The organism is Candidatus Hydrogenedentota bacterium (genome assembly GCA_016791475.1).
In the GTDB taxonomy this organism is placed as follows: Bacteria; Hydrogenedentota; Hydrogenedentia; order Hydrogenedentales; family JAEUWI01; genus JAEUWI01.
Window position 1 is genome coordinate 76,866 of sequence record JAEUWI010000029.1, and the last position, 15,612, is coordinate 92,477.

At 60.7% G+C, this 15,612-nt stretch carries 7 protein-coding genes and 3 pseudogenes; 7 read left to right on the plus strand and 3 right to left on the minus strand.

The window, feature by feature from the left end; all coding sequences use genetic code 11:
* Positions 1-7: 7 nt before the first annotated feature.
* From JNK74_16180 to JNK74_16190, 3 genes are all read right to left on the minus strand, one after another.
* Positions 8-2,779 carry a hypothetical protein gene (locus tag JNK74_16180; GenBank protein MBL7647724.1) on the minus strand — a complete coding sequence of 924 codons (2,772 nt, stop codon included), beginning with the start codon at positions 2,777-2,779 and terminating at the stop codon, positions 8-10.
* A gap of 110 nt (positions 2,780-2,889) precedes the next feature.
* Positions 2,890-3,741 (minus strand): metallophosphoesterase, encoded by an 852-nt coding sequence (locus JNK74_16185; GenBank protein MBL7647725.1) that lies wholly within the window; start codon positions 3,739-3,741, stop codon positions 2,890-2,892.
* Positions 3,738-5,876 (minus strand): sulfatase-like hydrolase/transferase, encoded by a 2,139-nt coding sequence (locus JNK74_16190; protein MBL7647726.1) that lies wholly within the window; start codon positions 5,874-5,876, stop codon positions 3,738-3,740. Before JNK74_16190 ends, JNK74_16185 begins: the two co-directional genes overlap by 4 nt.
* A gap of 292 nt (positions 5,877-6,168) precedes the next feature.
* Between JNK74_16190 and secA the strand changes: the two are divergent.
* The 7 genes and pseudogenes from secA (at position 6,169) to JNK74_16225 (ending at position 14,568) form a co-directional block, all read left to right on the plus strand.
* Positions 6,169-8,886 (plus strand): annotated as a pseudogene (secA, locus tag JNK74_16195) (preprotein translocase subunit SecA).
* Positions 8,862-10,346, plus strand: a complete 1,485-nt coding sequence (locus tag JNK74_16200) for a transglutaminase domain-containing protein (GenBank protein MBL7647727.1) — start codon at positions 8,862-8,864, stop codon at positions 10,344-10,346. The pseudogene secA and the gene JNK74_16200 overlap by 25 nt, the downstream one beginning before the upstream one ends.
* Before the next feature lie 320 nt (positions 10,347-10,666).
* Positions 10,667-11,118 (plus strand): annotated as a pseudogene (gene tnpA / locus JNK74_16205) (IS200/IS605 family transposase).
* A 212-nt stretch (positions 11,119-11,330) separates the two neighbouring features.
* On the plus strand, positions 11,331-12,074 hold the full coding sequence (locus tag JNK74_16210; GenBank protein ID MBL7647728.1) for an ABC transporter ATP-binding protein: 744 nt from the start codon (positions 11,331-11,333) through the stop codon (positions 12,072-12,074).
* Entirely contained in the window at positions 12,071-13,765 is a 1,695-nt protein-coding gene (locus JNK74_16215) for a hypothetical protein (protein MBL7647729.1), read from the plus strand. The genes JNK74_16210 and JNK74_16215 overlap by 4 nt, the downstream gene beginning before the upstream one ends.
* A gap of 4 nt (positions 13,766-13,769) precedes the next feature.
* Positions 13,770-14,171: a YjbQ family protein gene (locus tag JNK74_16220; GenBank protein ID MBL7647730.1), complete on the plus strand. Its 402-nt coding sequence runs from the start codon at positions 13,770-13,772 to the stop codon at positions 14,169-14,171.
* A 310-nt stretch (positions 14,172-14,481) separates the two neighbouring features.
* Positions 14,482-14,568, plus strand: a pseudogene (locus JNK74_16225) (prepilin-type N-terminal cleavage/methylation domain-containing protein).
* Positions 14,569-15,612 lie beyond the last annotated feature (1,044 nt).

Genomic DNA, 15,612 nt, shown 5'->3' on the forward strand with positions numbered 1-15,612 from the left:
CGACGGTTTATTTCAACGTCGCCTGTCCATTTTCTACGGACAACTTCGTATTGACCCAGGGCCAGTGCCAGGCCAGATTGAAGACGGGCAGGTAGGTCGGCGCGGCCTGCCAGCGCGTCCATTGGGCTTCGGCGGCGTCGAGGAAGAACGCGTCCCCCGTGAGTTCGTGGGCCGCCAGCAGCAGCGGCAGGACAAAGGGGTCGTAAGCCGTCGTTTCCGGGAAACGGGGATTCGGAGAATAGGTTCGCATCGCACCGGGGCGGTCCCAGGGCGTGTTTTCGCATATGATCGTTTCCGCGAGGCCCACGAGCAGTTGGGCGGCCTCCACATCGCCCGTCCTGTCATACCACGCATACAAGGGGCCCGCCAATTGGGCCGCCATCCACGGCGTCGTGCCGGGGTACACCTCGGAGCCGTGCCAGTCGATCCACGCGCCACGCCGGCGATCCATGCGCTTGTACATTGCCTCCAGGCGCGCCGCACCGGCTTCGAGAAAGGCAACCTCGCCGGTTTCCAGATAGGCCGCGCAGAGGTTGGCGAAGGGAGCGCCATAGTGCCGTACACTGACGCCTTGCAGGCCCGCGCCGGTGCGCACGCAGAAGTCGGCCACGCCCAGAAAGTCGATCTGGGCTTCGGCATTGCCCGTCAGTTGGCCGTAGAGAGCGAGCCCATCGGCCTGCAGCGCGGGCATCCACGGTCCGGCGACGTGATTCGCGCCCGGCCCATGCAGGGCGCCCATCCAGTCTCTTTCAGGAATCTCCGAGTGGACGATGGCCACATCCATGAGGTGGGCGCTGGTGGCCGCCGCGCGATCAAACCAAGCGCGGTCGCCGGTCATCGCCCACAGGTACCAGAGTCCCAGCATGCGGCCGTCGTAGTCGTTTGCCCATTCGCCCGCCCGCCCGAGGTAGGGACCGTCGGTAAAATGGCGCATGCCCAGGCTCTGACCGAGCGCAACCCAGTCTTTTTCCGCGCAGGTGACTTCCAGATGCGCCGCCAGAGGGTGCTCCTTCGGTAAAGGGGCCGCCGGGCCCAGCACGCCCGTGGCGCACCAGTACTCCGGGTTCTGGAGGATCGGTGGTTGTTCCACAACTTTGGCCAGCGCGGCCCCGTCCTGCTTGCCCAGGGCCAGCCAGACTTCGTGGCTGCTCGCCTCGCCCGGGGTAATACCTACGGGGCTGTTTGCGCCCGCGCAGAGATCGAGTGCAAGATTGCCGCCGTAGCGGGAGATCCCTTTCGGGAAGAGTTCACGGAAATTCTTCGAAGCGAGCGCCCCGTCCTTCCATTGCACGAACACGGGTCTGTCCACCGCTATGTCGCTCTCGCCGATGCGATAACGGGCGGCGTCGTTCTGCACCAGGGTGAAATCCCCTTTGACCGTTCCGTGGGGCAGGTTTACCTCGGTGGGTGGGTCGGATAGCTCGAACTCCATCCGAAAGTGGGAGAGATCTATCTTCCGGGCGGTGTCGTTGAAGTAGCGAAGCCAAAGTTTTAGACAGGGCAGTCCTTGGTAGCTTGATACGTAGAGGGTGTAGCTTCCGAAAGATTCTGACTGCCCATCGAAGCGCCCGTCCAGGGCAACGCAGGCATAGGTGCTTTCGGATTCCACCACGTGCCAGCCCTGATTGGTCCCCGGCACGACCTCTCCGGACACCTCCAGGCTCAGGCGGAGGTTCTCCACGATCCCTTTCTTGTTTAGTGCGATTCGGGAGAGCGGAATACCCGATGCGGAACTCCAGGAGACCGCGCCTCCATCCACGATGATCCCGGCATCTCCTTCCCGGATTGCGATCTGTGAAGGGGCTCTGGCCGTGTCCTCACCAAACGACAGGGCAACGGAGTTCATACCGGGTTTTACGGGGAAGCGGACCTGGGCCCAGCGGAGGGACTCATCCTGCCAGGTGGCGCCGACGGACTTCGCCACATGGATCCCCGCGCCGCCCACCCGAAGGCGAAAGTCACGGCGGGACTGGGCCACGCCCCGGGGCAGGGGCAGGCCCATCTCCAGAGGGAAGCCCGATTCCGGAATGCCGCCGGGCGCCGAGATTTGGAGATCGAAGGACTTGCCTGCCCAACGTTTTGTTTCGGCTTTTCGGGGCCAGTGTTCATTGTGGCGCTCCAGCACCAGCCGCTCGCTGGGGCGTGGTCGTGCGGCATACTCCGCGTCGCCATGGACCAGCGCCAGGTCGCCCCAGTAAATTGTCGTGCGAAATCGGCCGGCATCGGGGTCCTTTTCCCGCGTCATTTCGGGTGTGGGCGGGCGATAGTAGTCGTGGCGGGTCTGAACCGTCGACGCCTCATTGTCAAAGGCGACCAGCGCAATACGAAAGCGCCGCTGGTCGGGGGCCAGTTTGATGGGCACGTGGATATACAATGAAGTGCCCGGTCGCACGGGGTCGCTCACATCCTCGTTCCACACCGGAAGATTGTTGACGAGGATCTGTTTTCGCCGGTGGCCCACAAAGCCCTCGGCGGGCAGCGCCGCCCCCGCGGGATCGGCTGGATTCGTGTGGTAGTCGTCGCTCTGATAAAAGGTGAGGGCGACATCGCCCGTCCAGTCATCGGGAATGGCAACATCCTTCCAGGACATGGCCAGATTGCCCTGGCCGCTGGGTACCCAGGGGTGGTGCATGGCCAGCAGGCCGCGATGATCCACGCGGGTCTGCCAGGGGCCCTTGGATTCATGGGTCCATCCCGAATCGAAGTCGATATACTGCATCGCACCCGAGCCGGCCAGCAGCCCGATCGTCGCGTACAGTCCTATCGCCATTCCAACCATGCCGGTCTTCCTTCAGCCCGATGCCGGCGGGCCGCCTGCCTGCCTTCCACGCGCGAATTCCGAAACGGGGACGGTCACCCCGAATACCTTCGACGGCGGGTGCGTCACGTTCAGTTTTTCACCGAGGGCGCTTCGGGAATCAATCCAGCGGGGATCTCCAGCGCCACAAAGCGATGGCTCAGGGCACCGTCTTCGTTCGCTTCCCATACTCTGAAACCGAAGGGGGCGCCGTCAAAATTCTTGCTCGTGGTCGCGGAGGCCACCACGGGAACGCCTTCGTGGTCGAGCACGATGTTTTTGTGGACGTGACCGGCAAGCCAGGCCCTCACACCAGCGCCTTTTACCCGCGCCAGGATTTCCTTGCGTTTTTCCGGCGGGAGGTTGTAGTAGTCGTCGGCTTCGTCGGGTGTGGACACGAACGGTGGGTAGTGGCTCACGATAAGCGTGGGCGTTTCACTCCGGGCGGACTTGAGAAGCTCTTCGGTAAACCACGCGTCGTGCTTCTCGGATTCAACGGGCACGGGGTATTTCCAAAGCTGGGTATTGGCGATCACCAACTTGTAGCCGTGTTCCATCGCGGCGTAGTAATCTTTACCTTGAAGCTTTCGATAGCGTTCCAGGCTCCCGGCGTTGGGCTCATTCCCCACATCGTGGTTTCCAGGCGCGAGATACACCGGCATGGAAAAGCCGGCGGCAACGCGCTTGAAGTCCGCAACCGCGGTATCATCGTTCCCGTCGTTGACGAGATCGCCGCATACGACAACCCAGTCCACATCGAGCGCGTTGATCGCCTCCACCGCCAACCCGAAGCGGATTACGTCCGCCTCATAGCCGCCCATGCCCAACTGGGTGTCGCAGAGCTGGACAAAGCGGCAGGCTTCCAGCCCGTGGGCGCCGGCCGCGCTCGAGATCAGGACCACGGCGGTGGCCAGCCATTGCAGCATCGTGCGACCTGACATCATGGTTCCGCCTTTCGCTGATTTTTCAAGGTGTCCGCGTGGGCCTCGAGTTGCGCCGCCAACTGCCGGGCGAGTTCGGGTTCGCGGGCGCGCATGTCCACCGCCCACTTTTTCTCGCGATACTCGGCGAGGCTGTACAACCCCAGGATCTGGCTGCCCGCAACGGGGACCAGGTCGGATGCGCGCAGGCCGGAGTTCCAATTCAACCGCCATTCCTGGGTACGTGCCGAGAGCGCCACGGGGTCGCCAAATACGGTGACTGGGTTTCCAGCGGGAGTCTGCTCCAGCAGGCTGGGTCTGTTTCCCGACTTCCCAAAGGTCACGCCCGCCAGCGCGGCCAGCGTGGGGCCAACGTCTTCCAGCGAGACGAGGCCGCGCCGCGTACGCCCCACCCCTTCGGGCATGGAAAGGAGGAGCGGCACCCGGGCGGACTCCTCGGTCAGACGCGCTCTGCCGGCGCCGCCCCGCCGCCAGGCCGCGCGCTCGGGTTCGGAGAAATCGAGGCCATAGGGCGAGGTGATGAGCAGGCAGGTGTCTTCCAGGCTGCCCATTTCCTTGAGCCGTTCCACAAAGATTCCGATCTGCTTGTCCACATCGAGCACCGCCGTGTCGTAGACATCGATGCCCCGCCCTTGGCCTTCCCAGGGGGGAGCCGCGTAGCGATTGAGCGCGAAGGGCTTGCGAAGCTCCCGCAACCGAATGAATACGAGGTAGCGTTCCAGTTCGCGATGCTCCCGGATCCACTCCGCCGCCAATTGCAGCGTATCACGGGCACCTTTGGGTACCAGCGGGCCGGGGGCGGTTGTCGTGAGTGGAACCTGGGGGAAAGCGGGGTTGAAATGCTCAAAGCCTCTTGCCAGTCCGCTCTCGTAGACGAGATCCTCCCCGTCCGGTCCTTCGCCTTCGGTAAAGGCCACGGTGGCGTAGCCCGCTTCCGACATGAGTGCGGGGAGGTAGGGGGTATCCTCCGGGAGCGGCAGGTTGCTCCCGCCCGTGTTGCCATGGAGCAGGGGGGACAGGCCCGTGAAAAGGCTCACGGTCGCACTGTACGTATCGGGACAGGGGGTGAAGGCGTTCTCCCACAGGGTGCTGCGTTTGGCCAGGTTCGTGAACTGGGGCGCGGTTTCCCGCTCATAGCCATAGAGGCCCATGTGATCGGCGCCCAAACCCTCCACCAGGATGACCACGAGGTTGGGGCGCTCGAAGGCGGCGGGGGTGTGGTGCACGTAGGGCCCCGAGAGGAGCATTTCCCGACCGGAGCGCTGTGCGGGGCGAATACCGGTTCGTCGTACCCAGGCGGGTTCCTCCGTCAGGGACCACGCGAGGCTGAAGGACGTAGCGCCCTCGGGTACGGATTCGGCGGGGATGCGCATCTCCAGCCAGCCGTCCGGCGACACGGTCAGCGACTCTTCCAGGTTGCCCAGCGGCTTGCCGGACGTCTCATCGAGGAAGGTGCAGGTCACATGCATGGACTCGATGGGCGGTTCCGAGGAGGCCGTATTCGTCCAGTGGAAGGTCAAGTGTTCATTTTCACCGGGCAGCACCGTGAGCGGGTAGTGGATTCCCTCGGACAACGCGCGGACCGAAGCGTAGGTGTCGCCGATCCGCATCGGTTTGGGTGTGGAGAGTTCACCCAGTCGGAGGCCCTGAAGAGAGGCGTGCCATTGGCTGAAGCCCATCTGAGCCCCGAGGAGGGCCAGAAAAATTATGATGCCATAGGGCACGGCGCGCACCGGGGTGGCGGGCGGCGCCTGGGTGGCGGCAAAGAGCGTGGCGAGCTTGAAAAAACCGTGGATTCCGGCGAAGGCCGCGAGGAAAATAAGGGGCGCCAGTTCTTCGAGTTTTGGATGGGGCCAGGGGATGGGAACGTTCAGGAGATAGGGCAACAGCACGACAGCGGCGCTGAGAGAGAGACATTCGGTCAGATGGGGGCCCCGACCGCGATGGGGCTTAATCAATTGGATAAGGCCGGCGTAGGCGCACTGGAGGACCACGTAGCCGCAGGCCACCATCGCCGCCACCGCGAGGCCGGCGTCAAAATCGGGAACAAATCCGCCCTGGGCGGCGATCCGTTTTCCGAAGACGCCCACGATGCCGGCGGAGACGCCAAGAAAGGCGAGGTAGAGGGGGAAAAGCATCCTAAATCGCGCTCCGCCAGTCGCTTAAGCGTCTTGATTGTACATCCGTGTATTGAGCTTGCAAGTCTGACGACCCCATCCTGTTGTGTAATGGACCTTGCCCGCCGGGAGGCGCGCATAGAATTCCTTTCCCGCCCTTTGTTATCATGCGATAGTAGCAGATAGAACAAAACCGACACCACATCGTGGTGACTCGCGAATAGTTTGCAAAGCCTTTCGAGGCGGAGATTGTAACGCAGTGTTCAAGCAGCTCTTTACCGCGATCCTGACCGCCATTTTCGGCACGGAGAAGGACCGCGAAGTTAAGAAATTCCAGCCGGTGATCGATGCCGTGCGGGCTCAGGAAGCCCGAATGACGGAGATGACGGATTCGCAGCTTCGTGCCCAGACTGGATTGTTCAAGGCGCGCCTCGCGGCGGGCGAATCGCTGGACGATATCCTGCCCGAGGCTTTCGCCACCGCGCGTGAAGCCGCCAAGCGCGTCGCGGGCATGCGGCCCTTTGATGTGCAGATTATCGGCGGCACGACCCTGCACCGCGGCAATATTGCCGAGATGACCACGGGTGAAGGCAAGACCCTGGTGGCGATCCTGCCGGTTTATCTCAACGCGCTGCCGGGCAAGGGCGTCCACGTGGTAACCGTGAACGACTACCTCGCCCAGCGCGACGCCGAGTGGATGCGGCCCATTTACGAGTTCCTCGGTCTCACGGTTGGCCTCATCCAGTCCGACATGGACCACATGGAGCGCAAGGTGGGCTATCGCGCCGATATCACCTACGGCACCAACAACGAGTTCGGCTTCGACTACCTCCGGGACAACATGGCCAAGCATCCCGATCACCGGGTGCAGCGCGGCCTCAACTTCGCCATCGTGGACGAGGTGGACTCCATTCTCATCGACGAAGCCCGAACGCCGCTCATTATCTCGGGCCGTCCGGAAAAAAGCAGCGATCTCTACTTGAAAGTGGACGAGGCCGTGCGCAAGTTGCGTAAGGAAGAGCACTTCACGATGGACGAGAAACAGCGGCACATCATCCTGACGGATGACGGCATGGTCGCGGTGGAGCGCCTTCTCGGCATCGACGATCTTTACGCGAGTGAAACCATCGGCTGGGCGCACATGATCGAGCAGTCGCTGAAGGCCTACAACTTCTTCAAGCGCGACAAAGACTACATGGTGAAGGACAACGAGGTCCTCATCGTGGACGAGTTCACCGGTCGCACGATGGAAGGCCGACGCTATTCCGATGGTCTTCACCAGGCCCTGGAAGCGAAAGAACGAGTGCCGCTCCGTTTCGAATCGCAGACCATCGCCAGCATCACGTATCAGAACTATTTCCGTCTCTACGAAAAGTTGGCGGGCATGACCGGTACCGCCGTCACCGAAGCTCCCGAGTTTGACAAGGTGTACCGCCTGGACGTTACCCAGATCCCCACGAACCTTCCCATGGCGCGCAAAGACGAGACCGATCTTATCTTCGCCACGGAGAAGGGCAAGTTTCGCTATGTTATCAATGAAATCAAGGCCATTCGGGCCACCGGCCGTCCCACCCTCGTGGGCACCGTCTCCATCGAGAAGTCCGAGTTGCTCGCGAAATTGATGGAGGAGGAGGGAATCGAGGATTTCCAGGTGCTGAACGCCAAGCACCACGAGCGCGAAGCGTCAATCATCTCGAACGCGGGTAAGGCGGGCGCCATCACGATCGCCACCAACATGGCCGGTCGCGGTACCGACATCAAGCTGGCGGAAGGCATCCGCGAATTGGGCGGCCTCTATATCATCGGCACCGAGCGCCATGAATCCCGCCGTATCGACAACCAGCTTCGCGGCCGCTGCGGGCGCCAGGGCGACCCCGGCACGACACGTTTCTACGTGAGTCTGGAGGACGATATCGCCCGGCTGTTCGGCGGTGACCGCGTGAAAAAACTGGTGGATTTCATGGGCGGCGACGAGATGGACGAGGAGCCACTCAGCCAGCGCATGGTGTCGCGCACCATCGAACGTTCCCAGCGCCAGGTGGAGGAGTATCACTTCGAAAGCCGCAAGCACGTTCTGGAATATGACACGGTCATGGACAAGCAGCGCAAGTATATCTACGCCATGCGCCGCAACGTGCTGGAAGACAACGACGTGACCGAGCAGCTCCGCGAGATGTTCTATAACACCGTGGGGGACGTGGTGGACGAGTACGCCCCGGACAACGTGCCCGCCAACGAATGGGACCTGGAGGGTCTCGAAGCGCGAATGGAAGCGCTCTTTCACTTCGAAGTCGATCTCCCGGAAGAAGTCGAGAACGGCGACGAACTGCTCGAAGTCCTCAATGAGCAGGTTCTCGCGGAATACCAACGCAGGGAGGATATGATTGCCGAGGAACTGCGCGAGAGCTTCCGCCGCGATATCGGAGGCGATGAGGCGGGCGTCCACTTTGAGCAGATCGCCCGCAAGCGCGTGCACGATCTGGAGCTCATGGCGTTGCTCCGCGCGGTGGACGACAAGTGGATCGACCACCTGTATGAAATGGACTACCTTCGTGAGTCGGTGCGTCTGCGCGCCTTCGGACAGAAAGACCCCCTGCTGGAGTACAAGCAGGAAGGCTTTGAGATGTTCCAGACCATGGTGAAGGGTATCGAGGAAAGCGTTATCACCACGCTGTTCCGACTCACCGATCCCGAAGTGCGCCGGAAGCGCGCCGCGAGCATTCAGCTCGGCACCCTCACTCAGCAGGAAGATCCTTTCGCCCAGCTCAATCAGTACCACTACGTGGCGGCGGACAAAGAGGCCGACAGCAGCTTCGCGCGGTTCGACACCACGCGCTTCAGTCTCGCGGGCAAGGTGCCCGAGGACGATACGCCCCAGGAAGGCGAGGCCAGTACGGTTCGTTCCGAGAAAGCCAAGGCCAAGGCCAAGCCCGCTCCCATTCGGGCCGAGAATAAAGTGGGGCCGAATGAGAAGTGCCCCTGCGGCAGTGGCAAGAAATACAAGAAATGCTGCGGAAGCCACGCCGTTTAATTCCAACGACCATCACCATCTTCTGGGTGGTGATGGTTGCTTTGTTTATTTATCGGGAAGGCTGGCTGGCGCCGTCGACACCGCCGCCGGAGGCGCGCCGCGGGTTCGAGCCGCAGGACCAGTGGATGGGGATCTTTCTGGAGGGCGGCCAGCGTGTGGGACGGCTACACTGGACGACGGCAGCGGCGGAAAAGGGTGGCAGGCCGGGTTTTCGTCTGAGCGTCGAGGCCGATCTGGAGACTTCTCTCTTCGGCATGGAAGCCGGCATGAAGATCGGCGGCAAAGCGTGGACATCGGCGGATGGCGCCCTATCCAATTTTGATTTTTCGCTCCACTCAGGCGGCCACACCATGGGCGTTGAGGGCGCGGTGGAGAACAAGCGCCTCCGGGGCGCCTTGAAGACCGGCGGCGAAGTCCTGCCACTCGATTTTCCCATGGAAAGCAATCTCCTCTCAGGTAGTGGCGTGGGCATGCCGGGCTCGGGGCTGCCGGTCCTCAAGGCGGGCGAGACGACGACGATCGACGCCTTTGACCCCGTGGCGATGAAAATGGGTAAGGCCACTGTCGCGCGCGTGGGCGAGGAGAATATATCCATCGAAGGCGTGCCAGTCCTCGCGAGTGTTTATTCCACCACGGTAGGTGGGATGACGAGTAAAGCCTGGATCGGCCCCAACGAAGAAGTGCTCCAGGCCACCACGCCCTTCGGTTTCACCCTGCGAAAAATCGCTCCGGAAACCGCAGACACGCCGGTACCCGCAGGTGGCGGGGGAGACATGATCCAGTCGCTTGCCGTGGTACCCAAGGGGAAGGCGGTTTTCGTGGACGCGACGCGACTTGTGGTTCGTATCTCAGGGGTGGATGTGGACACTATTCCGAGTGACCCGCCGTGGCAGGTGCGCGAGGGTGATCTGGTGACGATTCTCCAGCCCGCGCCGTTAGCCACCGCCGTCGTCTCCGAGCCCGCCGATTTCGACCCCGCGCCCCATCTTGCCAGCGACGCCTTTGTCACCGCGAGGCACCCCGAAGTGTTGCGGAAGGCTCAAGAAATTGTCGGCACCGAGACCGATCCATGGAAAAAGGCGCTGCTGATTCACACCTGGCTCTACGAGAGCATTGACAAAGTCCCCGTGCTCAGCGTGCCCAATGCCCTCGACGTATTGCGAAACAAGACGGGAGATTGCAATGAACACGCCGTGCTGTTCGCGGCGCTGGCCCGCGCATCCGATATTCCCACGCGCATTGCCATCGGCCTCGTCTACAGCGACACCCTCGAAGGTTTTGGTTACCATGCCTGGCCCGAGGTTCATGTGGGAGGCGCGTGGTATCCAATGGACCCCACCCTCGGTCAGGTGGCCGCCGATGCTACCCACATCAAGCTTCTCAATGGCAGCATCGAAGCCTGGGTGCGCCTGGCGGCCTACATCGGGCAGATTGAGTTGGAGGTTGTGTCCATTGAGTAAGGTGAGTATCAGATAGACCGGTCGAAGAAAGAGTTCGGTCATATATTCGAATACAACGGAATGACAGGCGAAGTTCAAACCTGCTTGGTGAATTATATTGATACTGTGGGGCGGGACTATATTTTCTTGTGGCGCCAACGGCGCGTTCTATATCAGCCCGGGGCGAAGCCCCAGGTAACGATGGGATAAGTATTGAAAAGGCTGAAAGCCTGATCTCTTCTTCGGTACTTTGATGCGTTGTTCGGATCGCTTTATGAAGATCCCGAGCCCCCTCGATCAACTCACGAGAAAGGAGAGGTCCGAAAGCCCGAGTCATGGCCATGCCACAGTCATTGAGTGTCGTCATTGTTCATTTGATCTTTAGCACGAAAGATAGACGCCCCTATCTCGGCGCAGAGGTACAGGATCCCGTTCATGCCTTACTTGCGACCGCAGCCAGAAACGCGGGTTGCGAATGTTATCGTGTCGGCGGTGTGGAGGATCATGTGCATCTGGCGATCCGACTCTCCAGTACAATCACCATTGTCGGCTTGGTGGAACAGTTGAAGTCCGCTTCATCAAAATGGATCAAGACACAATCTGGCGATCTCAGTGACTTTTCTTGGCAACGGGGTACGCATGCTTTTCGGTTGGATTCAAAGATCTAAAAACGCTTATTGAATACATCGATCACCAACGCGAACGTCACGCGTCTCAGACCTTTCAGACGGAGCTCAGGTGGTTCTTGCAGAAGTACGGAGTGGAGTATGATGAAGCCTATGTCTGGGACTAGCATCCAAAAGAATGGAGCAGGCTTTCAGTCCTTGGCATAAATTTTTACTCTCACCTGGGGCTTTGCCCCAGGCTGGTATGGATCTCGCCTTTGGCGCTCAGGAAAAGGCCCCGTTGTGATCTGCAAGCCCACTGGACTTCTAGCTTTTCTGGAATTCCTCAGGTCGTGCTGAGTGCGATGTTAATCAACAGGAAGTGAAATCTAGACCCACCATGATCCGAACCGAACAACTTACCAAACGCTTTGGCGAAAAGATCGCCGTTGCTCCCCTGGACCTCGACATCCCCGAGGGCACCTTCTTCTGCTTCCTCGGGCCCAATGGCGCGGGAAAGACCACGACGATCAAGATGCTGACCGGTCTGCTGCGGCCCAGCGGCGGCAGCGTGAGCGTGGGGGGGATCAATATCCAGGAAGAGCCCGTAGCGGCGAAGCGACTGCTCGGCTATGTGCCCGATCATCCCTTTCTTTATGACAAGCTCACCGGTCGCGAGTTCATGCGCTTTGTGGCGGGGCTTTATCAACTGACCGAGGCGCACTTCAAGGCCCACTGCGAGCCCCTGCTCGAAATGTTCGAAATCAGCCGGGTGGGGGACCAGTTGATCGAAGACTACAGCCATGGAATGCGCCAGAAGCTCTCCTTCGCATCCTGCTTTCTGCATGACCCGAAGATAGTCATCGTCGACGAACCGTGGGTGGGCCTGGACCCGAAGAATATCCGCTTTGTGAAGGATTTTCTCAAGCAGAAGACGCGCGAGGAGGGGTTAACCGTTTTCATGTCCACCCACACGCTGAGTATTGCGGAAGAGATCGCGGATAAAATCGGAATCATCAATCAGGGGCGTTTATTGCATCTGGGGACGGTAACGGAAATCAAGGCACTCCACGAGAACCCCGGGTCGCTTGAGGAAGTCTTCCTGGCGGTCACCAGCGACGACAACGGAGAGCCCGTGGCATGAATCAGGTACTTGCCGTCATGCGGGCCAAGGCCCGTATGGCACGACACCAGATCGCCTCCGTACGCCACGAGTCCAGGCTCAAGATCGGTGTGTTGAGCTTCGCGGCCGTGGGGCTCTGGTTCGGCGCGCTCTTTCTTTTTCTGCGCGGGTTCACCTGGTTGATCGATTTCGGCGGTCGCGGCGGCAACGAGTTTGCCTTCGGTGTGGCCCTCCTTCGCCAAAGCCTGAGCATATTCTCTCTTTCGATTTTTCTCCTGCTGGTGTTCTCCAATGTTCTTGTGGCTTTTTCAACCCTCTATCGATCGAAAGAAGTGGTTTATCTCCTCCAGGGGCCCATCAGCTACACGGACTTCTTCTATGCCCGCTTCATCGAAAGTGTTGCCTTCTCCTCATGGTCCCTGGCCTATCTCGGCTCCCCCATGATGATCGCCTATGCCCTCAGCACCGATGCGGGACCGCTCTTCTATCTCATGACGGCCCTCATGTTCCTGCCCTATGTGGCCATTCCCGCCTGTATCGGCTGCGCGATTACCATCGTGCTCGTCCGCTTCTTCCCGAGGCTGAACTTTCCCTGGATTGCGGTGCTCGGCGGGGTCGGGGTCGCGTTGTTCTTCGTATACATCCGAAGCATCATCCGGGGCGCGCGCATCACCGACGAGAGCACGTTTCAGTCCATTCTGCTCGCCATGGAAAAGACCCAGTCGAGCCTTCTGCCGAGCTACTGGGCCGCCGAGGGCATTCTCAATACCGCCGATGGCCGCTACGGCGGCGCCATTTTCTGGTTCCTCCTGATCCTGTCCACCGCTCTGATGACCGTCATGCTTACGGCGGCCCTGGCCGAGCGTATGTTTTATCCCGGCTGGTCCTATCTCATGGGACAGGATCGCCAGCGCATCAAACCGCTCGATCGCGGCGCCCTCGCCTGGGTCGCCCTGGCCCTGCGCGTGCTGCCGGATCCGCACCGTTCCCTTTTTCTGAAGGACATCAAGCTCTTCTGGCGCGATCCTACCCAATGGTCGCAATTTGTCATTTTCTTCGGCATCATGGCCATCTACATCGCCAACATTCGCAATTCCTCCCGGCTGTATGAGTCCGAATTCTGGCGCGGCTGGATCGCCTGCCTCAACGTGGGATCCGTCATGCTCATTCTCGCCACCCTGACCAGCCGATTCGTTTTTCCTCTCATCAGCCTTGAGGGACGACGGATCTGGATCCTCGGGCTGGCCCCGCTGACTTTCCGGCAGCTCATTTGGCAAAAATTCTGGCTCAGCGTCTCCCTCACCGCCGTCTTTACCGTCGGACTCGCCCTGCTCTCCGGGTATATGCTCAAACTGGAGCCGGTTTATTACGCCCTGACGGTCTACAGCGTGCTGGTTTCCACCTTCGGGCTTTCGGGCCTGGCGGTGGGCCTGGGGGCGCTCTATCCCACATTCACGGAAGACAACCCCGCCCGTATCGTCTCTGGCATGGGCGGCACCCTGAATCTGCTTACCAGTGTCGCCTTCATCACCTGCGTGGTTGCGGCGCAGGTTGCGGTGCTGCAGTGGAAGGCCCTTGGCCTCTTCCAGGGCCAGACCCAGTTCTACTATGCCCTGGCTTGCGCGGTGACTCTGGTCACGGCATTGAGCATCGTCTGCGCCGCACTGCCCATGTATTTCGGCCTGCGCAATCTGAATCAAATGGAGATCTGACGCCATGCGCGAGTTCACCCTGTCCACCCGGCGCCACACCGAGTTTATCAACATTGACGCTATGGTGCGGCGATGTGTGGAGGAGGCCGGCGTGACCGAAGGCGAGGTGCGCGTCTTCATTCCCCACACCACCGCCGGTGTTACCATCAATGAAAATGCGGATCCCGACGTGGTCGCCGATATGGAGCTTATCCTGGAGCGAATGGCGCCGTGGGAAGGGGGCTATGCCCACGCCGAGGGCAACGCCGCGGCCCACGTCAAGGCAAGTATGATGGGTTCCTCGGCCACCGTGTTCGTGCAGCGCGGTCGGCTCGCGCTGGGCACATGGCAGTCCATCTATTTCTGCGAGTTTGACGGACCCCGCACGCGTCGCGTCTGGATCAAATCGATCGCCGACTCCCGGTGACTCCTGGGGCCTATTCAGGACCACCCGCCATAGGGTCCGGTTATTTTCGTTGACAACACGGCCCACTTGGTCTACCCTGAAAATCAGATACCGCAACAGGCAGTTCGTGGCACACAATCCGGGTGAGACGGGCGAGCGCATCGCCCTTGCCCGCTCCGCAAGCCTGCGATAAGGTCCGTCGGGGACGTTCAGGCGTTGTGTGACGCGTCGGTCTCCCGTTGCAGAAAGGAGGTTGTTGACTCCCGCTTTCCCCGAGGATTGACAAGGTCATCCCGAGATTCATCTCAAACGGCTTTTGGAGGCTTGGTTTATGATGAAGCGAAAGGGTTTCACCCTCATTGAGCTGCTGGTGGTCATCGCCATTATCGGCATTCTGGCCGCCATCCTGCTCCCCGCCCTGGCCCGCGCCCGCGAGGCGGCCCGGCGCGCAAGTTGCCAGAACAATCTCAAGCAGATCGGCCTGGTGTGCAAAATGTTTGCCAACGAGTCCAAGGGCGGCAAGTTTCCCCCTATGGCCCCCCGCCAGTCCTGGGTGATCAGCTCACCCGCGGGCGGAGGCTCCACGGCGAGCTACGTCAACTACAACGAATGCAATTACCCCAATCCCGCGCCGCCCGGCTCGGGACAACCCGCGGGTAACGCGCCGGACACGGAATTTGTGTTCGACGGCACCCTGATCTACCCCGAATATTTGACCGACACCAATGCGCTGCTCTGTCCCTCCGATTCGGCGGCCCAGAAGATCGTCGGCGATGAATTGCGTTGGAACGTTCACGATACCTCCGTTGTCCCGGCGGGTGTGCCCGTGAAAGGACAGACCGACCGTTGCGCGTTTACCGCGGAATCCTACCTGTACCTCGCCTGGGCCCTGAACGGACGTCCCGGTCACGACTATCTTGTGACGGGCGGCGACGAGACCAGCGCGGCCAGCATCAACCCGGCCTTTGTGGTTGCGCTTCAGACAATGATTGCCAACCACATCACCAGCATTCTCACCGGCGGCGCCGGACGCTACGACGAGGATATCAGCGGGAATTTCGACGGTGTTTCGGGCAACGAGACACTTCACCGCACCCGCGAAGGTATCGAGCGATTCTTTATCACGGATATCAACAATCCCGGTGCAAGCGCGGAAGCCCAGAGCAGCATCCCAGTTATCGGAGATTTGTTGAGCACCGACACGGCGGATTTCAATCATGTCCCCGGCGGCGCGAACTGGCTCTACATGGATGGTCACGTGACCTTTCAGAAATACCCCAGCCCCTTTCCAGGTACCCCCGCTTTCGCCCGGCTGGTTTCTCAGTTCTAGTCCAATCGTCTACACTCAGTGTGGCGGGGCCGGAAGGTTGACACTTTCCGGCCCCCTGTCGAAACTCTTTGAAAATGTCCCCCTGCTAACTCTTTGAAAATGTCCCCATACTGTGGATCTCGGAAAGGAGGT

Coding starts and splice junctions, on each gene's coding strand:
- JNK74_16180 (MBL7647724.1), bottom strand. CDS start 2,779: ATGGTTGGAATGGCGATAGGACTGTACGCGACGATCGGGCTGCTGGCC.
- JNK74_16185 (MBL7647725.1), bottom strand. CDS start 3,741: ATGATGTCAGGTCGCACGATGCTGCAATGGCTGGCCACCGCCGTGGTC.
- JNK74_16190 (MBL7647726.1), bottom strand. CDS start 5,876: ATGCTTTTCCCCCTCTACCTCGCCTTTCTTGGCGTCTCCGCCGGCATC.
- JNK74_16200 (MBL7647727.1), top strand. CDS start 8,862: ATGCTGCGGAAGCCACGCCGTTTAATTCCAACGACCATCACCATCTTC.
- JNK74_16210 (MBL7647728.1), top strand. CDS start 11,331: ATGATCCGAACCGAACAACTTACCAAACGCTTTGGCGAAAAGATCGCC.
- JNK74_16215 (MBL7647729.1), top strand. CDS start 12,071: ATGAATCAGGTACTTGCCGTCATGCGGGCCAAGGCCCGTATGGCACGA.
- JNK74_16220 (MBL7647730.1), top strand. CDS start 13,770: ATGCGCGAGTTCACCCTGTCCACCCGGCGCCACACCGAGTTTATCAAC.